Source organism: Azotosporobacter soli, from assembly GCF_030542965.1.
In the GTDB taxonomy this organism is placed as follows: Bacteria; Bacillota; Negativicutes; order SG130; family SG130; genus Azotosporobacter; species Azotosporobacter soli.
Map to the genome: position 1 here is coordinate 334,489 of NZ_JAUAOA010000001.1, position 20,833 is coordinate 355,321.

Annotated in this window: 16 protein-coding genes, 2 tRNA genes and 2 riboswitches; of the genes, 2 read left to right on the forward strand and 16 right to left on the reverse strand. The window is 55.6% G+C overall.

The window, feature by feature from the left end:
- Positions 1–100: 100 nt before the first annotated feature.
- The 7 genes from QTL79_RS01495 to QTL79_RS01525 form a co-directional block, all read right to left on the reverse strand.
- Positions 101–586, reverse strand: coding sequence for a pyridoxamine 5'-phosphate oxidase family protein (locus QTL79_RS01495; protein ID WP_346353159.1), 486 nt, complete (start codon positions 584–586; stop codon positions 101–103).
- A gap of 29 nt (positions 587–615) precedes the next feature.
- Entirely contained in the window at positions 616–930 is a 315-nt protein-coding gene (locus QTL79_RS01500; protein WP_346353160.1) for a DMT family transporter, read from the reverse strand.
- Between the two features lies 1 nt (position 931).
- Positions 932–1,255 (reverse strand): DMT family transporter, encoded by a 324-nt coding sequence (locus QTL79_RS01505; protein WP_346353161.1) that lies wholly within the window; start codon positions 1,253–1,255, stop codon positions 932–934.
- A 72-nt stretch (positions 1,256–1,327) separates the two neighbouring features.
- Positions 1,328–1,423, reverse strand: a riboswitch (guanidine-I (ykkC/yxkD leader).
- A gap of 114 nt (positions 1,424–1,537) precedes the next feature.
- Positions 1,538–1,628: transfer RNA gene (locus QTL79_RS01510), tRNA-Ser, on the reverse strand.
- A gap of 30 nt (positions 1,629–1,658) precedes the next feature.
- Positions 1,659–1,747 (reverse strand) — tRNA-Ser (locus tag QTL79_RS01515).
- 74 nt (positions 1,748–1,821) lie between these two features.
- Positions 1,822–2,634, reverse strand: a complete 813-nt coding sequence (locus tag QTL79_RS01520; RefSeq protein ID WP_346353162.1) for a polysaccharide deacetylase family protein — start codon at positions 2,632–2,634, stop codon at positions 1,822–1,824.
- Between the two features lie 27 nt (positions 2,635–2,661).
- Entirely contained in the window at positions 2,662–2,862 is a 201-nt protein-coding gene (locus tag QTL79_RS01525; RefSeq protein ID WP_346353163.1) for a hypothetical protein, read from the reverse strand.
- Positions 2,863–3,000: 138 nt separating this feature from the next.
- Here QTL79_RS01525 and ubiE point away from each other — a divergent pair, with 138 nt between their 5' ends.
- Positions 3,001–3,756 (forward strand): bifunctional demethylmenaquinone methyltransferase/2-methoxy-6-polyprenyl-1,4-benzoquinol methylase UbiE, encoded by a 756-nt coding sequence (gene ubiE / locus QTL79_RS01530; protein WP_346353164.1) that lies wholly within the window; start codon positions 3,001–3,003, stop codon positions 3,754–3,756.
- Positions 3,757–4,031: 275 nt separating this feature from the next.
- Here ubiE and QTL79_RS01535 read toward each other — a convergent pair whose 3' ends face one another.
- The 3 genes from QTL79_RS01535 to addB form a co-directional block, all read right to left on the reverse strand.
- Positions 4,032–4,607: a superoxide dismutase gene (locus QTL79_RS01535; RefSeq protein ID WP_346353165.1), complete on the reverse strand. Its 576-nt coding sequence runs from the start codon at positions 4,605–4,607 to the stop codon at positions 4,032–4,034.
- 245 nt (positions 4,608–4,852) lie between these two features.
- On the reverse strand, positions 4,853–8,437 hold the full coding sequence (gene addA / locus QTL79_RS01540) for a helicase-exonuclease AddAB subunit AddA (protein WP_346353166.1): 3,585 nt from the start codon (positions 8,435–8,437) through the stop codon (positions 4,853–4,855).
- Positions 8,434–11,895 carry a helicase-exonuclease AddAB subunit AddB gene (addB, locus tag QTL79_RS01545; protein WP_346353167.1) on the reverse strand — a complete coding sequence of 1,154 codons (3,462 nt, stop codon included), beginning with the start codon at positions 11,893–11,895 and terminating at the stop codon, positions 8,434–8,436. Before addB ends, addA begins: the two co-directional genes overlap by 4 nt.
- A gap of 191 nt (positions 11,896–12,086) precedes the next feature.
- A riboswitch (cyclic di-GMP riboswitch) is annotated at positions 12,087–12,171 on the forward strand.
- Positions 12,172–12,266: 95 nt separating this feature from the next.
- Between addB and QTL79_RS01550 the strand changes: the two genes are divergently transcribed.
- Positions 12,267–14,255, forward strand: a complete 1,989-nt coding sequence (locus tag QTL79_RS01550) for a methyl-accepting chemotaxis protein (protein ID WP_346353168.1) — start codon at positions 12,267–12,269, stop codon at positions 14,253–14,255.
- A gap of 194 nt (positions 14,256–14,449) precedes the next feature.
- Here the strand turns inward: QTL79_RS01550 and rocF are convergent, their stop codons facing one another.
- From rocF to QTL79_RS01580, 6 genes are all read right to left on the reverse strand, one after another.
- Positions 14,450–15,394 carry an arginase gene (gene rocF / locus QTL79_RS01555; RefSeq protein ID WP_346353169.1) on the reverse strand — a complete coding sequence of 315 codons (945 nt, stop codon included), beginning with the start codon at positions 15,392–15,394 and terminating at the stop codon, positions 14,450–14,452.
- Between the two features lie 364 nt (positions 15,395–15,758).
- Positions 15,759–16,076 carry a hypothetical protein gene (locus QTL79_RS01560; RefSeq protein WP_346353170.1) on the reverse strand — a complete coding sequence of 106 codons (318 nt, stop codon included), beginning with the start codon at positions 16,074–16,076 and terminating at the stop codon, positions 15,759–15,761.
- Between the two features lie 229 nt (positions 16,077–16,305).
- The gene (locus QTL79_RS01565) at positions 16,306–17,991 is read right to left on the reverse strand and encodes a glutamine--tRNA ligase/YqeY domain fusion protein (RefSeq protein ID WP_346353171.1); all 1,686 of its coding nucleotides are present in this window, start codon (positions 17,989–17,991) and stop codon (positions 16,306–16,308) included.
- A 138-nt stretch (positions 17,992–18,129) separates the two neighbouring features.
- Positions 18,130–19,203 carry an HD-GYP domain-containing protein gene (locus QTL79_RS01570; protein ID WP_346353172.1) on the reverse strand — a complete coding sequence of 358 codons (1,074 nt, stop codon included), beginning with the start codon at positions 19,201–19,203 and terminating at the stop codon, positions 18,130–18,132.
- 160 nt (positions 19,204–19,363) lie between these two features.
- Complete coding sequence (locus QTL79_RS01575; protein WP_346353173.1) at positions 19,364–20,182, reverse strand: DUF1848 family protein; 819 nt, start codon at positions 20,180–20,182, stop codon at positions 19,364–19,366.
- A complete protein-coding gene (locus QTL79_RS01580) occupies positions 20,179–20,817 on the reverse strand; it encodes a YigZ family protein (RefSeq protein WP_346353174.1) in 639 nt (212 codons plus the stop codon). Before QTL79_RS01580 ends, QTL79_RS01575 begins: the two co-directional genes overlap by 4 nt.
- Positions 20,818–20,833 lie beyond the last annotated feature (16 nt).

Below are 20,833 nucleotides of genomic sequence, written 5' to 3' on the forward strand. Positions count from 1 at the left end.
TTGCAGTAATTGATCCCATTAAGTCTTTTACGCACAAAATAGCCGTCTTCAATTGAAGATGGCTATTTCTGTGTATTATTTCATAACGGAAATTTGTCTATTATTTTTTAGCATTAACGTATTCAATCGCTTCTTTGCCTGTCATATGTTCAATGTCAATGGCAATGACATATGTTTGCGTGCATCCGTTTATTTCTTCTTGTTTTCCTTCTTCAGGCTGGTCGCCTGCATACTTTTCAACTAAAGCTTTTAAACCGTCTCGCCATTCATTCCCTTCTGCGATTCTTGCTTTGCCAAAAACAATTACGCTACGAAAATAAGTAGTGTACTTTTCACTTACTATCGTATCTTCATCGATTACTGAAAAAGACACCTTGGAATGCTTGTTAATCGAATCGATTTTATGTCCCGCTTTTGCTGAATGAAAATAAATTTTGCCATTGAAATAAACATAACTAACTGGAATGGCATAAGGATAATCTTCATCTCCTAAGCACGCTAAGACTCCATTTGTACACCGACCCAGCACAGCAATCGTGTCTTCCATAGATAACAATTGCTTCCCTCTTCTCATTGTTCTAAACACTTTTCGTTTCCTCCCTTTCATCATAGCCACTATTCGATTAGTTTTAGGCCAACAGCAGCACCAAGCACAACGGAAATAGAAATAATTCTTAATAAGCTTTTCGGTTCATCATATACAACCATCCCAAGTAGCGCTCCTCCAGAAGCACCAATCCCTGTCCACACCGCATAAGTAGTTCCCATAGATAATGTCTTCATCGTAAGTGATAGAAAGAAAAAGCTCAACCCAAAACTTATAATCAACAGCACTATTGCTTTTCTGTTGCGATCATGGTGCAGCTTATTAATCATCGCTACCCCTATCATCTCAAAGACACCTGCCAGTATTAACAGTAGCCAATCCATATCATCGCACCTGATTGCTTAGCATTTTAAGACTGATTACACCGCTTAACAGTAGTATGATCAACGCGAGCTTAGTCACAAAGAATGGCGCATCAAACAATATACTTTCTGCCAGTACGGTTCCCACTGTTCCAATTCCAACGAAAACAGCATATACCGTCCCAACAGCAAGATCACGTCCCGCCATAATCATCAGATAAAAACTGATGATTATGGCACATAATGTCCAGCCCCATTCCAATGCACTGCCTGCATGCTTCAACCCAATTACCCAAGCGACTTCAAAAAAAGCAGCGATAACAACCCTTAACCAAACCTTGTTCATATTGTTTTATCACCTCTATTAGCAAAGCACCAATTAAAAAAGCCCGAGAAAATAGGCTGTATATTACAGCTATTCTCCCGGGCTTTTCTCCCTCCGTGTTACAGTTCAAAGACTGTCGTTTTCTCTCGGACCAGACCAGCGAACTGCGGAACCCTAGAAAACTATTTATTGTATTGAATAGTATTATACTCAATTGTTTTACAAATTACAACGACAAGTTAAATATAGATAAAGAAAAACCGGAGCCTGGAAATTCATTCCCAGCCCCGGAACCATTGCTTGTGGCGGAGTGGGTGGGATTTGAACCCACGCACGAGTTACCCCGTCTAACGATTTAGCAAACCGTCCTCTTCAGCCACTTGAGTACCACTCCATATTGAATTGTATAGCCCGCGGAACGTTTTGGCGGAGGGGGTGGGATTCGAACCCACGGTCCCTTGCGGGATCACTGGTTTTCAAGACCAGCTCCTTAAACCACTCGGACACCCCTCCGTGCCCGGTAACACATTTATGATTATAGCAACATATCATCAAGTTGTCAACAAAACATACTATGTAAATTTTTATCAGCCGACCCCAAGTCCGGCGCGCTTGCGCAGGATCTGGCGCAGGTTCCCGTCAAAACGGAAGACCGGTATCCGGCTCAGTTCGAAATCGGGCGAATGTTTGATGCAGGTGCCTTCCTTGACCGTGAAGCCGGCATTGTAGCCGCAGCTCTTGCCGATCGCTATCGTCTCTTCGCTGTAGCTGCCGCGCGGATAGGCGATCGCCGAGACTTCCGCGCCGAGCAGGTCTTCGAGCGTCGCCTTCGACATCGTCAATTCGAGGCTCGCTTCCTCCGCCGACAGTTCGGCCAGCGCACGATGACTCACCGTATGCGAGCCGATCGACATCCCGTGTCTCGCCATCTCCTTGACCTGTTCCGGCGTCACCCGCTCCGGCTGTCCCAGCATGCCGGTGATGACGAAGAACGAGCCGACCATGCCGAACTGTTCCAGAATCGGGAACGCATGTTCATAATTGTCCTGATACCCGTCGTCAAACGTGATCAGGACCGGTTTTTCCGGTAATTCCACGTTTTTGTCGTCGATGAAGCGCATGAAATCCTGCAGCGTGATGCTGGTGTAGCCATCCGCCTTCAGCTGCTGCAAATCGTTCTTGAAACGCTGCAGCGAGACCGTCAGGTCGCTCGTTGTGAAACCGACGCGATGGTACGCCAAAACGGGCACCAGGCGTTCTCCCAAACCGCTGCTGGTTCCCAGAGTCATTAGCAATTGTGATCCGCTTACGGCCACCGCCGTGCTGACGCACATCTTCAAAAAGCGCCGCCTCGACAGCGTCATCTCGCCCCAATCCTGCTGCATCATCGCTACATCCATTCATTTCGTCATAATTCCGTAATAAATTCATTTTACCCTGTAGTACGTCCAAATGCAATAGAATCCTCGCGCGCTTCCGCCGCAGCGGCAGGCGCTAGAACCACAAAGCTGGCTGCAGATGTCCGCGCCGCTTTCTTTCGCCTTTTCCTCCGCCGCCAGACAGATCACGTCCTTTTTCTTTTCTTTGCTTTGCCGTCCCAATTGGCAGAACCATTGCCACAGCCTCATATCGCCTCACCTCACGCACACTCTTTCCTCCAGTATACGCAAGCGATAATTTTCCTGCCGTGACCCTGGTCACAACCGCGCGAAAAAGAGGTATAATAGTTCATAGGGATTATTTCCCAACAAAACATGGGGGCGATCATGATGAAAACCACGGAGCGGCATCGCGACGAAACTTTCGTTCGACAAATGTTTGCCGCCGTAGCTGATCGTTATGACCTGATGAACACCCTGTTGACACTGAATCTCGATGCGTATTGGCGAAGGCGCGCGGTCTTCCATTCCGGCCTGCAGCGCGGCCAGATCGCGCTCGACGTCTGCTGCGGTACCGGTAAGCTCACGCTGCAGTTGGCCCGCAAGGTGGGGCCGGAAGGATCGGTCGTCGGCGTCGACTTTTCGTCGGCGATGTTGGCGAGGGCGCAGGCGAATCTGCACGGCACGCCGTATCTGCCAGTCGTGCAGTATCTGGAAGCCAACGCGCTGCATCTGCCGTTTCCCGACCACCGTTTTCACTGCAGCACGATCGGTTTCGGTCTGCGCAACGTTTCCGACATCGCGCAGACGCTCAAGGAAATGATCCGCGTCACCAAACCGGGCGGCACGATTGTGATCCTGGAACTGGCCAAGCCGCGCCTGCCGATTTTGAAACAATGCTATCATCTCTACGCCAATTACTGGCTTCCCGCGATCGGCAACCTGGGCCCGCAGCGACATCGTCTCTACCAGATGGTGCCCGAGTCGCTGAAGACGCTGCCCGAACCGGAAGAGATCTGCCTGCTGCTGCGCAATCTCAATCTCAGCGCGGTTCGCTGCCGCCGTCTCAGCGGCGGATTGGTCGCCGTTTATACCGGTTATAAAGACCCTGCGCCTTTTTCTTCGGTGCGTACTGCGACGTAAAAAAAAGAAACCGATAAGATCGTAGCTCTTATCGGTTGAGACTCTCGACAAAACGAAATCAAGTGAGACGTTTTTACACGAAGAGTCGAAGAAGGGAAGGTCGGAAGAGATTTTAACTTCTTCCTTTCTTCTCGCCGGGCCGATAGGATCGGCCCGCTTCGCTTCTTCGTGTTATCGTTTTTTTAATCCTTCTATTCGTTCCTGTTATCGTATTCTGTTTTTTCAATTGTCTACACTCTGAAGCGATAAGATCGTGTGATCTTATCGCTTCTTTTTTATAAGCGGCTGGCAACTTCGTGCCAGTTTATGTTGCGGAAGAAAGCGTCCACGTACTCGTAGCGGTTAAAGCCGTAATCATCTTTGTAGGCATGTTCCCAGGCATCCATCACCAAGAGCGGACGGCCGTCAATATCGCTCAGTCCCTGATGCTCGTCCAGCCAGAGATTGTTCAGGTTGCCGCTGACATTGTCGCGGTACAGAATCGCCCAGCCAAGCCCCGGCATGTTCGCAGTCGTTTGAAAGTCCTTGCGCCAGGCCTCAAAACTGCCGAAGTGCTCCGATAAAAGCGCCGCAAGGGTCGTCCCTTTCGGCAACTGCCCGTCGCCGCCCAGATTCTTGAAATACAATTCATGGAGGCGGACCTGATCGGCGCCGCTGGCCAGATGGTGCTGCAAATTGCTGTAATTCGGCGTTTCCACCTGTCCGCGTTTGATCATGCCGGCTACGCTGGTGCGCACTTGATTCAGCTGCGCGATGTGCTTGCGGTAATACTCCAAATGTCCTTCCAATTGCGTGTCGCTAAGGCCTGTTAATGTCGTCGGGAATTCAAATTCTTTCGCTACATAAGTCATCGTGGCACCAACCTCCTTTTGTTTTCCTTGCACGTACGAGAGTCCTCTTTTGTCTTTGTTATAATGTAACTTTTATATATTTTTTCTCCTCATACGTCCAACACTGTTCCAATTATAACATCAAGTCTCTCTTTTTTCTCTAGCCAAGAGACGAAAATATTGTATACATGCACAAGCCCCCGCTCCCAGAGAAAAAGACTGTCGCAAAAGGCAGGAAAAATCGCCTTTTCACGACAGTCTTTTTTCTAGCCGCAGCGTACGACTTCTTGCGCAGCAAAGGCATAGACGTAGGTTTCTTTCACCGGCTTTTTAAGGATGCGGCTCACCGCTTCCGCATACAGCGAGAGCTGCAGCGCGTATTTTTCCCGCAGCGCCTGCGCGTCTTTGACCTGGTCGGTCTTATAATCGAGCAGCACCAGACCGTCCTCTTCGAAGAACAGTGCGTCAATCACGCCCTGAACAAAAATCGTCTCCGCCGGATCCTTCACTTCCGGATAAAAACGCTGCGCGGGCAAGACGATGCTGAACGGCAACTCGCGTTCGACCTGTTTTGCTGCGAGCAGACGGTGTCCGAGCGGCGAGGCGAAGAAGGCGGCGACGCTTGCGGCATCGACCTGCGCCGCCTGCTCTTCGCTGAGCAGCTGACGCAGCGTCATCTCTTCGAGCTGTGTGGCGATCACGTTCGCGTCAAGCTTTTCTTCCAGACGCAGGTTCTGCATCACGCTATGCATCATGATGCCGTATTCGACCGCGCTCATTTTTCGTACCGCCTGCACGAAGGCAGGCCGTTTGGCCACACTTTTCGCCTTGAAGAGTTTTTCGGCATCCGCCTGCTGTTCAAGATCATAGCGCCGCTTAATTTCGGTAACCGACAATTTCGCCGGTTTGTCAACGACAAGCGCCTGCGCATATTCCCAGTCCAGCGCCCGGGCCACCTCAGATTCAAAACCTCCGGGGCGCAGCGCCTGTCCCGCCTTGATCACCGCGATCTGGTCGATCCCGTCCGCCGCGTCGTCTCTTGCGTCCGCGAGGATCCGTTCGGGCAGTAAGACTTGCCAGTATTCATCGCTGAATGCTTTCAAGCCAAAGGCACGACGACTCAAAATGGGTCCGAGCCAGTCGAGAAAGCAGCCCGCCCCTGCCAGTACGCCGTCCGAAAGGAGTACGCCCGGCTGTCTGCCCTGTCGGCTCCAAAGATCGAGACGTTCCGCCAGCTTTTTCACGCTGCCGATCAGGATCAGCTTTTCCCGCGCCCGCGTCATCGCGACATAGAGAATTCTAAGCTCCTCTGCCTTGGTTTCGAGCACCAGTTTATGCGCAATCGCAAGACGCGCCAGATTGGTATATTTATAGCGCAGCTCCGGCTGCGTGACATAGGGCCCGACGCCCAGTTTCTTATGGCAGAGCATCGTTTGACGCGTATCCATCAGATTAAAGGATTTCCCCAGATCGGCAACGATCACGACCGGGAATTCAAGCCCTTTGCTCTTATGGATGCTCATGACGCGCACGACGTTCTCGCTTTCGCCAAGCGTCCTCGCCACCGCAAGATCTGCACCGCTTTCTTGCATGCGCTGAATGAAACGCAAAAAGCGAAACAGACCGCGAAAATTCGTCGTTTCATACTGCCTCGCCCGGTCGTAAAGGGCGCGCAGGTTCGCCTGCCGCAGCGCACCGCCCGGCATGCCCGCCACCACATCATAGTAGCCGGTGTCGCGATAGATCTGCCAGATCAGATCCGGTACACCCTGGCAGCGCGAGAGATTCCGCCAGGCATCGATGCGTGCGACCAGGTCATGCGCCCGTGCCCCGAGAACGTCATGCGGCGCTTTGCCCGCCTCAAGCAGCGCCGCCCATAATGGCTCGCCGGGTTTGAGCAGACGGATCGCCGCCAATTCTTCGGCCGTGAAGTTGGCCAGCGGCGAGCGCAGCACCGCTGCCAGCGCGATATCCTGGCGCGGGTTGTCGATCACATTGAGCAATGCGAGCATGATCTTTATCTCCGGTTCGGCAAAATAGCCGCCTGCCTGATCGGCATAGACCGGTATGCCCGCTTCGCGCAGCGCCTCCTGCAGGACTTCGACCTTGCCGCGCACCGAACGGAGCAGCACCACGATATCGCGCCAGGCCAGCGGCCGGTACTCTTTGCTCTCTTTATCGAAGACCCAGTGTTCCTGGGCCATCAGCTGACTGATGCGCCGTGCGATCGTGCGCGCCTCCGCAGCGAAGGCGTCGTCCTCCTCTTCCGCCTCCGGCGAAGACTGCAGCGCGCGTTCGAGCAGCATCACTTCCACCGGCCCGGCAAGCCCTTTGCCGGGCGGTTCGGGATAGGACGCGCCCGGATTGAGATGTTCCGCCGGGCCATATTCGAGTTCCGTCACCGCAGGCGTCAAAAGCTGCGAAAAGACCTGGTTCACCGCCGCCAGTACGCCGTCGCGGCTGCGGAAATTCTGCGCCAGATCAATCCGTTTGCCATCGGTGCGTCCCGGATAACCGCGATATTTTTCCAGAAACAGTTCCGGTTCCGCGAGTCGGAAGCGGTAGATGCTCTGTTTTACATCGCCGACCGCAAAAAGATTCGGCGCGTCGCGCCGCACCAGAAGTTGCAGGATGCCTTCCTGCACGCCATTCGTGTCCTGGTACTCGTCGACCATGACCTCTTCATATTTCTCCTGTAATGCCAGCGCGACTGCGGACGGCGTCTCGTCCTGCGGCGAAGCGCCGTCTTGGCGGAGCACCTGCAGGCAAAGATGTTCGAGATCGCTGAAATCGACCAGTCCTTTTTCCTGTTTCACACGACTGAACGCGACGGAAAAATCAATCACGAGCGTCGAAAGCGCGCTTACCTGCGGTTCGACCAAAGCCAGATCCGCCAACAGTTCTTCCTGACTGCGCCCAAAGAGCTGCGTCTTCCATTCTTCCAGCTTGTCCTTGCAGCGCTTGCGCTGCTGCTGGACGAGCTTCTTATCTTCTTCTGCCGCCTCTTTGACGCTCGGCAGCCGCGCGAACGAGACCGCCTTCAGCCCCTGTTCCAATGCACGCCAACTGCCAAGGGACTCTCTCAGTTCATCGAGCGCCTTACCGTCCTCTTCGAGGATCCGCACATACCCTTCCGGCAATTGCGGCTCGTCGGCCAGCGCCGCGCCCGCTTCGCGCAGTGCGCCCAGTTCAAGCGCCACCTTCTCCCTGAGCAACGCCCCCCAGGGCGTATCGTCGACGCCCTGTCCCGCGTCGCTATGAAATGCGCGCGGCAGGTTTTCCAGCCACTCCTTCGGCCAGGCATGGCTACGCGAGAATTCGTACAGATCGAGAACCAGACGATAAAGCGGTTCATCATCGCGTTCGCCGCCATAATGCTCGACCAGCGTGAGGAAACCTTCTTCCGCCGCCGCGTATTTTTCTTCACACAACGCCTCTAAGACATCCTGGCGCAGTAGTTCCATCTCCGCTTCACTGCCGACACGGAACGACGGATCGAGGTCGAGTCGATGAAAATGCTGGCGGATCACGCTTTGGCAAAATCCGTGCAGCGTGGAAATAGAAGCCGAACCGAGCAGCGCCAACTGACGCTCGACGTGACGATCGCCGCCTTTTTCCTGCAGCACGCGCTGCAGCGCCGCGCCAATCCGTTCGCGCATCTCCGCGGCCGCGGCACTGGTGAACGTCACCACCAGGAGGCGATCGACGTCTAGCGGTTCTTTTTCATCGAGCAGACGTTGGATGATACGTTCCACCAAGACCGACGTCTTGCCGGATCCGGCAGCAGCCGCCACCAGAATGTTGCAGCCGCGCGTCTCAATCGCCGCGCGCTGCGCTTTTGACCAGCTCATCGGTCTTCACCGTCCTTTTCTTCCATCTCTTTCCCTGCTGCTGCCGGCGTCGGGACCTGTTCGGCCAAACGGCGGTAGCGATTTTCCGGCAGACGCTGATCGAACTGGCAGACGCTGTCGTAAGGGCAATAGCCGCACGGCGTCGCATCGCCCAACTGATAAGGACTGATCGCGATATCTCCCTGCAGAATCTGCTGGGCGGTCTCCACCACCAGGCTCTCGACATGCGCCAACCAGGCGGTGAATTCTTCCTCGCTCTTCACATATGGCAGGCAGTCGGCATAAAAGCTGCCGTCCGCTTTCAGCGCAAGCTTTAAGAATTCGGAGCGTCCCTGCATCGCGCCGTCCAGCAAATTGACCACCTCGGGCTCCGCCACGACCCAACCCGGCATCTTCAGCATCTGATTGAGCTGGCGTTCGATTTCCGCCGCCGCCAGCGGGCCGTCGCCGCTGAGCGACGGGCTGCGCAGAAAATAATAGAGCACGCCCGCAGGCAGACTCTCCGGATAGGCGCGCAAGGCGACCAGCAAGTAGGTCAGGAGCTGCAGGCGCAGGCCATGATAAACATCCGCAGGCTTGATCCACGCGCCGCCGGATTTATAATCGATGACTAGCAGAAATTGCTGCCCGTCGGTCTTCGCTCGGGCCACGTCCAAACGGTCGATCTGCCCGACGACCTCGAGCGCCACATCGCCGGAGAGCATGTAAACGAGCGGCGGAAAGCTGTCCGGCCCCGAGCCGAATGATTTTTCCAGCGCCGCCGGTTTGAAGCTGCTGACCCGGTCGAATTCGACCAGGCGGCGGACGGCGCGTTCGACGGTGCGCGTCAGGCGCTGCAGCAAATGACGGTGCCGCCCGCTGCTGAAGAGAATCTCATTTTGCAGGCGCGGCGCAAGCTCTTCCACGATTTTGCCGACCAGCGCGCCGCATTCCTCTTCCTGCACGCTGCCCCAATCGCGCTTTTCCGCCTGGAGCTGTAAGCCGAAATTCTTCAGCGCGGCATGGAAGAACTGCCCGAGATCGGGCGCTGCCAGCTTGAAGACCTGGCGTTCCTTCAATTTAAGTCCATAGCGGGCAAAATGCTGGAATGGACAGCTGCGGAACGACTCGAAGCGGGTAACGCTGCCGCGCAGGCGACGCCCGCTTTCCATATAGAGCGGCCGCGCCTGCTCTTTTGTCAGCGCCTCCGCCTCATTGCGGTAGAACAAACCCGCCAGGGCCTGACGCAGCGGGCGCTGCATCTCTTGCTTCGGAAGCGCCCAATTATAAACATCGCGCCACAGTGCGCCGAGTTCTTCGCCTTCCAGGCAGGCGCGCAGTGCGCCGCCCATCGCGGATATCGCGCGCTGCGGCTGTTCGACATAGCTAAGCGCCGCTTCCCCTATCGCTTCGGCAGGCAACGCTAAGAGCGGCACACCGCTTATTTGACGCAGGCGAGCGATCAGCGGCGACGGAGCAAGACCTTTGCCCTCTTCATCAGAAAGCGGATAACTGAGGCAGACGCGATGGCTGGCTCGCGTCAATGCGGTATAAACCAGAAACTGCTCGGCAAACACATCGCCCTGAACGCCCGTCCCCAGTTCCAGCCCCGCATCGAGCAGCACGGCGCGCTCGGCATCGCTGAGCAGACCTTCCCCCTTGCTGCGCATCGGCAGGACCCCTTCGTTGACACCCGGCACATAAGCGACCTTCAGGTTGGTCAGGCTCGTTTCTTCGAGCGAAACGACGGTCACATAATCAAGGCCCGGCGGGATCAGACTGAGGCGCATCGCCTCCAAGCCGTCACCGACCAGCGCCGCGTATTCTTCAAGGTTCATCGCCTGTTCGCCGCAGGTCTCGACCAATTGCTCGAGCAATTCCACGACATGTTCCCAAAGTTGCCGGTGTTCGAGCGCTTCTTCCAACCGCCCGTCACTTTCGGCGCGATCGGCCCATGCGATAAGCGTTTCCGCAACATTGAGCGTTTCCAGCAAACCGTACAGCGCCTCCGTCCGTTCCGCGACTGTGGCCGCTTTGCCCATCGCCGCGTCGAAACGTCCGAGCGGCGCAGCCGCCAGAAGGCGAATCCGGTTCAGTTCCAACAAGTATTCCGCACGATCTTCGTCCAGTTCCCGATCCTCGTCAAGCGAAAGACGACGCCAAAACGTCCAGCCCTCTTCCCCCAGCCAACGCTGCCGACCCTGGATGCCAAATTCCAGGACATAATTTTCGAGCCGGTCGATCTCATCGCGACACGGCGCAAAGAAATCGGTCTTAAAGCAGCGAAACAGCGCTTCATAGTGCCAGCGCCCCACCGCTTCAAGCGCCGAACGCAGCAATTCCGCAAGCGGATGATGCACCGGACAGCGCTTGCGGTCGCTGAAGAAAGGGATCTCAAAATCGCCCAGCACGCGTTCCACGAGATCGCCGTATGCGTTGCTGTCGCGCAGCAAGATGCCAATTTCGCGCCAGCGCAGGTTTTCTTCGCGGCACAAACGCCGGATATCGCGCGCCATCGCCTCGACTTCGCCGCGCCGGTTCACCGCTTCGCTCAGCCTCAGGGCGTCAAGCCCGCCTCCTGTCCATTTTTCGAGCGGCATTTGCCAGAAACGGCGCTCCAGATGCGCCAAAAGCGGCGCTGCCGCGAAGCGCCCTGCCGACGTCAGCTCGATTTCTTCGACTTCGCAGCCGATGCGCGCGGCCAGCATTCTTAGCTTGCGCCGCGTATTCCACTGCCGGTGAAAGAGCGACGTTTCCGACGCATGCTCGGGCGAATCCGCCTGATCGAGGCATAGCGTGACCGTCACCTGGCGCGCGGTCTTCAGCATCGCTTCGATTACCGCCATCTCCTGCGGGTTGAACCAAGTCAGGCCGTCCAGCCATACTTCACTCTCACGCAGCAACGTCGAGCGATCGATATTCTCGGCTACCAGCGTCAGATAATCTTCCGGATCGCTGTAACTCTCCCGGAGAAAATCGCGCAGTTCACCATAGAGCAGCGCCAGATCCTGCAACTTATCACCCAGCGGATGGCCGTCCCATTTTTCCGCCGCTGCACCAAGCGCTTCCGGCGTCAGGTTGTACGACTTCATTTCGCGAATCAGGCCAAGCAGCGTATCCGGAAAACTGCGCTGTGCAGCCGCCTGCTGAAAGACCTTGAGACGCGCCCTTTCTTCGCGCAGCAGACGCCCGACGATCAAGCGCTTGCCGAGCTCGGTGACCTGCGGTCGTACGATGCCGCCCGCTTCCTGCAGCACACGATGCGCCAGACGGCGAAAGCCAAACACATAGGCGCGGACAAAACCGCCGAGGTCCGGCGTCGCCGCCAGTTCTTTCTCTACCTGGAAGGTGGCATGTTCCGGCAGGATCAATAAGAGCGGATAACCTTGCGGCTCTCGCCGCAAACGTTCGCGTATCTCTTCCAGGCAGCGTTCGGTCTTTCCCGCGCCGGCCCGGCCCATGACAATGCGTAATTTCATTCTCGTTTCCTCCCCACACGACTACAAAGGATTCTATGTAGCATTCGCGTTAAGCGCGGCAAATTCCTTGCTCCTCCCCGGCGCAGCGAAGCAGTGTGCGTCTTATTTAACTTCTTTCTAATTAATGTTCCTTTTTTAACCTTGACTCTTTCCACTCACGGCACTATAATTTACTGGCAGATACTATTTAAATAAACAAAAGGCAAACTGCCCGAAAGAGCAGGACGCAAAGCTATGGGTCTACGGACGTACGTCTACGACTGCCAAGCCGCCGTAACTGCGCACGTAACGCAAGATCAGACAGGCCTCGGCGTGTCTTTATTTATATTTCTGCGACAAGATTCCGATTCCATATTTTTAGGAGGCAAGACATGTTTTTAAACAAACTGACCGATTCACTGCAGCGAAGACTGATTTTACTGCTGGTACTCTTCGCGCTGCTGCCGGCTGCCGTAACCGGCATCGCAGCCAGCTACCTCAGCGCCAGCCAGGCGCGCCAATCGTTCTCGCAAAGCAACGCGATGGCCGCCAAACAGCTGAGCGACCAGCTCGAACAAAAACTGACCGACGCCAAGGGTCTGATGCTGACGACCGCAGCCGCGATCGGACGCGCGAACAGCGGACGTCCTTTGGATGCCGCCGTGATTCAGGCCACGCTTTTGGAAATGCAAAAAGCGAATCCGCAGTTCGAATTGATCTATGCCAACGACACGACCGGCATGCAGATCGCGAAGACGTCCGGCCAACTGCGCAACCAATTCGGCCGTCCCGGCTTCACGACGACGATGCAGGGCAAAACCTTCTTCACCGATTCGTACATCTCCGTGTCCACCCAATCACCGACAATCACCGTCTACACGCCGCTGCGCGATAATCGCGGCAACATCATCGGCACGCTCGGCGCCGACATCAGCCTGGCTTCCGTCGCCGAAATGGCAAGCGACATCAAGATCGGCAAGACCGGTTACGTCGATGTTGTCGACAGCAAAGGCATCTTAATCGCCCATCCTGATATGGAACGCGTCAAGAAAAGTGACGCAGTCGGCGACGCCCCCTACGTCGCCGATCTGCTGCAAGGGCACCGCGGAGAAAAGAGCGTGACCGCAACCACCGGCGTCCCGGCTTTGGCCGCGTATGCACCGGTTGAGCAATACGGCTGGGGCGTTATCACCTACCTGCCGGAAACCGAAATCCGCAAGGCCATCCTGACGTCTTTGGCCACTACCGCCTTCCTGACGCTGCTGGCCGTACTTCTGGCCGCTGCGACCGCGTATTTTGCGGCGCGCAACATCACCGTCCCCCTCGCTTCGCTGGCAAACAGTGCCCAGCTTCTCGCCTCCGGCGACCTGAGCCACTCGATTACCATTCAAGGCGTACGTGAGATCCGTGATTTGGGAACCTCGCTGCAAGCGATGGAAAACTCCTTCCGCGCCATACTGCAGAGCATTACCGCTTCCGCCGAACAGGTCGCGGCTTCTTCGGAAGAATTGACCGCGCATGCCGAGCAGTCTTCGCAAACCTCGCATAGCGTCGCAAACTCGATCACGCAGGTAGCCGCCGATTCCGAACGTCAGATGACGGCCGTGGAAGAAGCCTCGCGCATCGTCCAGACGATGTCGGACAACATCCGCCAGATCGCACAAAATTCGAACGATGTCGCCTCTTCGTCCGACCGCACCGCGACGCTGGCCCGCCAGGGCGGCAGCGCGGTCGACAGCGCGGTCAATCAGATGCAGTCGATTCAAAGTTCGGTCAGCGCAACCTCGCAGATCGTCACCCAGCTTGGCGCCCGTTCGCAGGAAATCGGCCAAATCGTCGATACGATCGCCGGCCTGGCCAGCCAGACCAATCTGCTGGCTCTGAACGCCGCGATCGAAGCGGCGCGCGCCGGTGAACAGGGCCGCGGTTTTGCGGTCGTCGCCGAAGAGGTGCGTAAACTGGCTGAGCAATCCGCCTTGGCTGCCAAGCAAATTTCTACGCTGATCGCCGGTATTCAGCAGGAAACCGCCGAAGCAGTCACCGCAATGGATGCCGGCACGAAAGAAGTTTCGGTCGGCACCGAAGTTGTGAGCAAAGCGGGTTCTTCCTTCCTCGAAATCGTCAACGCGGTCGATCAGATGTCCGCTCAGGTTCAGGGCATCAGCGCCGCAATCCAGGAACTGGCCAGCGGCAGCACGCAGATGGTCCATACGATCAGCGATATCGAAAGCGCCAGCCAGGCTACTGCGAGTCAGGCGCAAAGCGTCTCGGCCGCCACGCAGCAACAGTCGGCATCGGTACAGGAAATCTCGCACGCCAGCCTCGATCTGGCCCGCATGGCCGAAGCGCTGCAGGAAGCCGTGCACCGGTTCCGGATGTAAAAACGCATTGAACCACAGGTGCCTTCGGCACCACAGAAGTCGCATTGCGCCTTACCAGTCTCCAAAACCATTAAATCGCGCCGCGATTTCCGTGGCGGCAAAGCCGCCTGTGGTTCACAAGCCGCAAGCATTTCCACCCTTCCAAGAAAAAGAGGTCGCTTTAACCCCAACGGGTTGAAGCGACCTCTTTGTTATTATGAAATGGCGCTCTGTTCTTCGCGCACCGGTTTGGCCAGTTTGGGCCGGATCGATTCACCGCAGAACGCGGCGATCAGGTCGACCGTCAGGCGAGCCGTGGCATCGCCCTGTTCTAAAAGCGGATTGACTTCGACGAATTCTGCCGAAACCAATTTTTCGCAACGCCCCAGCATTTGAACAGCCAGTAGGCTGTCGATATAAGAAATGCCTCCCGGCACCGGCGTACCAACGCCGGGAATTTCCTGCGGGTCGATGCCGTCCACATCGAAGCTGAGATGAATGCCGTCGCACTTTCGCGCCAGAAATTCAACCGCTTCTTCGATGACGCGCGCAATACCCAGGCGTTTGACGTCGGATGGGTCATAGACTCGAATGTTTCGTTCCTTGATCAGCGCAACCTCACCGGGGTCAAGATCACGCGCGCCGATCAGCACGATATTTTCTGCCTTGACTTTTTCGCGAAAACCGCCGACATTGACCAGTTCGCGGTTGCCAAGCCCCATTGAGGCCGCCAGAGGCATGCCGTGAACGTTGCCGCTCGGCGACGTTTCCGGCGTGTTCATGTCGGCATGCGCATCATACCAGATGACGCCCAAGTTTTTCACTTGGCTGGCGACTCCGGCAAGACTACCGATCGCAATGCTGTGATCGCCGCCTAAGACCAGCGGAAACCGCTCCTGCTTTAGAATATCCGAAACCTTTGCCGCCAAGCGTTCGCTCGACTTGGCAATGGTCTTCACATTTTTACTGCTTTCCCCCACGGTTTTGAACTGACCGGCAAAACCGACAGGCACATTGCCCTCGTCTTCCACCGTCAGACCCAATTGCCGCAGCCGGTCTGCCAGACCCGCCGTACGCATCGTCGATGGACCCAGATTGGTCCCAAATTTGGTTTGTCCCAGCCACATGGGCATGCCGAGAATCGATACATCTTTTTTCATGACTCGGAATATCACCACCTTTATATATTTACAAGCATGGACTTTATTGTACACCAATGGAAGACACGTCGCAATGCTTTTTTTCTGATAAAAGCATCGAATCTCCTCTTTTTTTCACAGCTCTTTTTCCCTTGCCTCATCAAGGGGCATCTCTGTTTTTCCCCTGTTCTTTCTTTGCAGTAATCCTCCCTGAAATGCGTTTCTTTTTATCCACCCCAAACGGATTTATCTTATTTTTATGTAACACTCTTGCATAAATTCACTAACAAGACTTTTTCACTCACTCGCCCATAAGTCGCATTTCGCCCTCATACTAACGCAAACGGCGTCTGAACGCGATTTCGTTCAGACGCCGACGGTAATTTTATTCAAGTGCGAATGATTTTTCAAATTCTTCGGCCCAGGCGGCAAATTCTGCGATCACCTTGCGCTGCGCCTGCGTCATCTCCTGTTCCTGCAACGCGCGTAGCTGCGTGATGCCGCATCCTTCTCGCCATAGCGCGATGAACTGTTTCCTATTTTGCCACTTCGTCTCATGCTGTGCTATCGGAACAGCCTTAGCTAGGTTCATAAAACATTTCCACTCCAACCGCTGCGGCTGCGGCCGCAGCTCGTTTGCCAAAGCCAACTCCGCCAAACAGCGCGAGACTCTGGCCGCCAACCCTTTTTCCGCCAAGGACATCCACGGCGCCTCCTTTCTTTTATGAACTGACGGATAGTTATTCGAAAAATTAAAAGAAACGATAACACGAAGAAACGAAGCGGGCCGATCGTATCGGCCCGGCAGGAAGAACAGCAGCAGGCTTAAAAAATTCTTCTCTTCCCCTCTTCGACTCTTCGTGTAAAAACGTCCCACTTGATTTCGTTTTGCCGACAGTCACGAAAGCCGGCCGAAAACGGCCGGCTCTTTTCTATTTATTCTGTTGCTTGCCCCAGGAATCCTTGAGGCTGACGATGCGGTGAAAGACCGGCTTGCCGGGTTTGCTGACCTTCGCATCCAGGCAGAAATAACCCTGGCGCAGGAACTGATAGCGCTTCTCGGCAGTCGCGGTCGCCAACGCCGCTTCCAGCTTGCAGTTAGCAAGCACAACTTTGGAGTCCGGATTGAGATCCGACATGAAGTCGCCGTCTTCCGTCTCTTCGTCTTCCTTTTCCTGCAGCAGATAGTCATAAAGGCGCACTTCGGCATCGATCGCATCGGCCGCGGCCACCCAGTGCAGGACGCCTTTCACTTTGCGGCCCGCGGCAATGCCGCTGCCGCTTTTCGTGTCGACGTCATACGTGCAGCGTAGTTCGACAATCTGCCCGGCAGCGTCTTTGATCAGCTCTTCGCATTTGATGATATAGGCGCTCTTTAGGCGGACTTCCTGCCCCGGCGCTAAACGGAAGAATTTCTTCGGCGGATTTTCCGCAAAATCCTCCTGCTCGATGAACAGTTCACGACCGAATTTCACTTTGCGCGTGCCCATTTCCGGTTTGTCCGGATGGTTTTCGAGTTCAAGCTCTTCCCATTGTCCTTCAGGATAATTGGTCAGCACGATCTTGAGCGGGCGCAATACCGCCATCGCACGATCGCCGCGCTCGTTCAAATCTTCGCGGATGCAATGTTCGAGCATCGCCACATCGACCGTACTGTTGCTTTTCGCCACGCCGATACGTTCGCAAAAATCGCGAATCGCTTCCGGCGTATAACCGCGCCGGCGCAGACCCGAAAGCGTCGGCATGCGGGGATCATCCCAGCCGTCGACCAGGTTCGCTTCGACCAGCGCACGCAATTTTCGTTTGCTCATCACGGTATTGGTAATGTTCAAGCGCGCGAATTCGATCTGTTGCGGCCGGTCTTCAAAGCCCAGCGCGAGCAACGTCCAGTCGTAGAGAGGACGATGATCCTCGAACTCGAGCGTGCAAATCGAATGCGTGATGCCTTCGAGCGCATCGGAAATCGGATGCGCATAGTCATACATCGGATACAGGCACCATTCGTCGCCGGTCCGGTGGTGATGCGCCCGCATGATCCGATAGATGACCGGATCGCGCAGCGTGACATTCGGCGAAGCCATGTCGATCTTGGCACGCAGGACGCGCGAGCCGTCAGCAAATTCGCCGTCTTTCATCCGCATGAACAGATCGAGGTTCTCCTCGACGCTGCGGCTACGGTAAGGGCTTTCTTTGCCCGGTTCGGTTAAAGTACCGCGGTATTCGCGCATCTCCTGCGGCGTCAAATCGCAGACGAACGCCTTGCCGCGCCGGATCAGTTCGCAGGCGCATTCATACAGTTTCGGAAAATAATCTGAAGCGTAGAACATGCGTCCTTCCCAGTCAAAACCAAGCCAATGGACGTCTTCCTGAATCGAGTCGACATATTCGACCTCTTCCTTGCTCGGATTCGTATCATCGAAACGCAGGTTGCACTTTCCCTGGTATTCTTTCGCCAGACCGAAATTCAAGCAGATGGACTTCGCGTGGCCGATATGCAAATAGCCGTTCGGCTCCGGCGGAAACCGGGTATGCACGCGGCTCTTATGGTTACCGGCTTTCAAATCTTCATTGATGATCGCCTGGATAAAGTTTGTGGAAACGACAGTATTTTCGGACATTGTAAAACCCCTCTTCCATTTTGGCCTCAATAGTGAACATTTCGTCACAATCCCGCTTTTTTCCTGCCGGACAGGAAAAAGAAAGGAGACGCCGCCGCCGGATCGCGCGATCCGGCGTTTGACGCCTCTTGGTTCCTGTTATCCGGCGATGATCCGGACGATATCGAGCGCTTCGGGTCCGCTCAGGTTGATGAATTCGCCCTGCCGCGTCCGCAGCACTGGCGCGGGCGTGAACACGCTGCCGAAATAAAGGATTTCCGCTTCGCGCCCGTCGCTGAGTTCTACGACGTTTCCGACGAAGCAGTCCTTCAGGTTGTCGAGAAAGACCGTGCAGACGTCAGGATCGAGCCGGTCATACATTTCTTCCAGCATGATCTTGATCACCGAAAGCGGCGTCGCCTTGCTCTTGAAGACGCGATCCGACGTCATCGCATCATAGGTATCGACGACCGCGAGGATCTTCGCATAAGGATGGATTCGTTCCTTCTTGACGCCGCTCGGATAACCGCTGCCGTTCATCCGTTCATGATGTTGCAGAATCGCAAGCGACACATCGTTTGAAATCACGCCGGAGTCCTGCGCCAGTTTATAGCCGATGATCGGATGCAGACGCATGACCTTCATTTCCTCGTCCGTAAGGCGAAGCGGCTTGTTCAGTACCGGCAACGGGATCTGCGTCTTGCCCATGTCATGCAGCAGGCCCGCAAGCGTCAGTTCTTTCAGCTGCGGCGCTTTGTAACCGAGCCAGTGTCCGAGTACGCCCGCCATGATGCCTACGTTGACCGAATGGACGAAGGTGTATTCGTCGACCGAACGGTCGCGCTGCAGATAATTCAGCGCGCCCGCAGTATTGACCATCGGCAGGAGGGCTTCTTCGACCACCTGGTTCATTTCCCGTGTCGGAATCTTTTTAAAGCGGCGCACAGCATCAAAGGTTCTCTGCATCGTTTGCGTCACCGCATCATGTTTCCGCTGAAAATCAAGGCGCAGCGGCGAGGGAGGCCTGTCAAACGCCGTCAAATCAGGTCCGCTTTCGCCTTTGATATGAATGTGCGATACGCCCTGTCCGCGCAGGCGTTGAATCAGCGTTTCCGTCAACACAGTCCCTTCGGTAAGTAAGATCTTGCCGTTATCGCGCAAGATCGCTTTGGCAAGTTCCATGCCGGGAGTGACATCGACCAGGGAACAGGCGCCGCCTTGTTGTACTGACATGTACTGCATACCTCCTGCTGCATAACGCATATCCCGCGCTTTGAAAACGCCAGCATGCTAAAATTCCGTAATAATTTCTTAATAATTACATTTTTACAGCATTCTACATTTTTCTCAAAACCCCTGCAGGACTTTCGTCACTATCGCGAACATTCAGCCCTTACGCTCGGGCATAACAGTAGAGGCAGGCCATGCTACAGGGCTGAAGATAGCTGCCGATATCGCGACTCGCACTGCAGCCGCAGGCCGGTCGCTGCCCGGAATCTTTGGCGCGTGAGACCTTTCCGCCGAAGAGACCTTCGAGCAGTGATCCGTCGATGCAGACGCCCGCTTGGATTCCCGGCACTTTTTCCAAAAGCGGCGTCGCGCAGGAATAGAGCGAAAAACCGTACGTGGCCGCCGTTTGCGCCATTTCTCTCGCCACGCGCAAAAGAAGTTCCGGTTCCTGCTGTACTGTCAGCTCCGCCTCTTGCAAACGTCGCGCGACTTTACCGTACGCGGCCAAGGCGGACGTCGTGATCCGGCAACCGTAAAAGTCAAGGCCCTCCAAATCGGCGCAAAGCCGCGCAAACGCGCTGAGCCGGGCTGCAGCGTCCTCCGCCCCGAGAAATAGCAGCGGATCAAAGCGGATATTAAACTGCCGTGCGCCATAGCTGCGCCTGAGTTTTTCGAGCGTGCGCAGCGTTTGCGCATAATCCGGCGCATGCGGCTCTAAAAGACGAGGATAACGATTGATCGTGTATTGAAAATATAAAGGATAATCGGCCAATCGCCCGGGATCATCCGCCACCTTTTGATAATCCTTGCTCCAGAGGACGATGCTGTGGACTTTCTCCGGCCTCAGATCCACGCGGTAACTTTGCGCGGGTCGGGCCGGGTTCGGCACCATCAGCTCGCCTGCACGCAAAACCTCCTGCAGCCAGGCATAGTGGCAGGCCGGCAGATCCGTGCGCCTTGACGCCGATAGAACAGGCTTCATGTCGCCAGCACCGTATCGACGTATTGCTGCCCGAGCCTGGATAATTCGACCCGCGCCGCGGTCCAGTCGAGCAGTTTGCTTTCCACTTTCTCCTCTTCGCCGCTTGGCGCGAGTACGATTAGATTGACCGCATCATCGAACTCGCGTTGGCTGATGCTGTAGCCGTGCAGGCCGAGCTGGTTCTCGAGCGTGCCCAGCAAGGAATAGTCGCAGCGAACGGCAAGCTGCGTATGCAAACGCCGTTCGATCAAACCGCTTTCTTTGATGCCCTCGACGACCGCCTGGCCATAGGCTCTGACCAATCCGCCCGCCCCGAGCTTGATGCCGCCAAAATAACGCGTCACCACGACCAGCGTATCTTTGAGCGCTTGTTTCTTCAGCACTTCGAGCATTGGACGTCCGGCCGTGCCGGATGGTTCGCCGTCATCGTCCGCTTTCTGCAGTTCGTCGCGTTCCCCGATGATATAGGCCACGCAATTATGTGTGGCGTCCCAGTGCTCTTTGCGCAGCTTGGCGATAAAGGCCAGCGCCTCTTCCTCGCGCTCCGCCCGCGTGACATAGGCAATGAAACGGGAACGCTGTATTTCAATTTCACGGCAGCCGTAACCGGCAACCGTCCGGTAACAATCGATCATCTTTCAGTTCACCTCA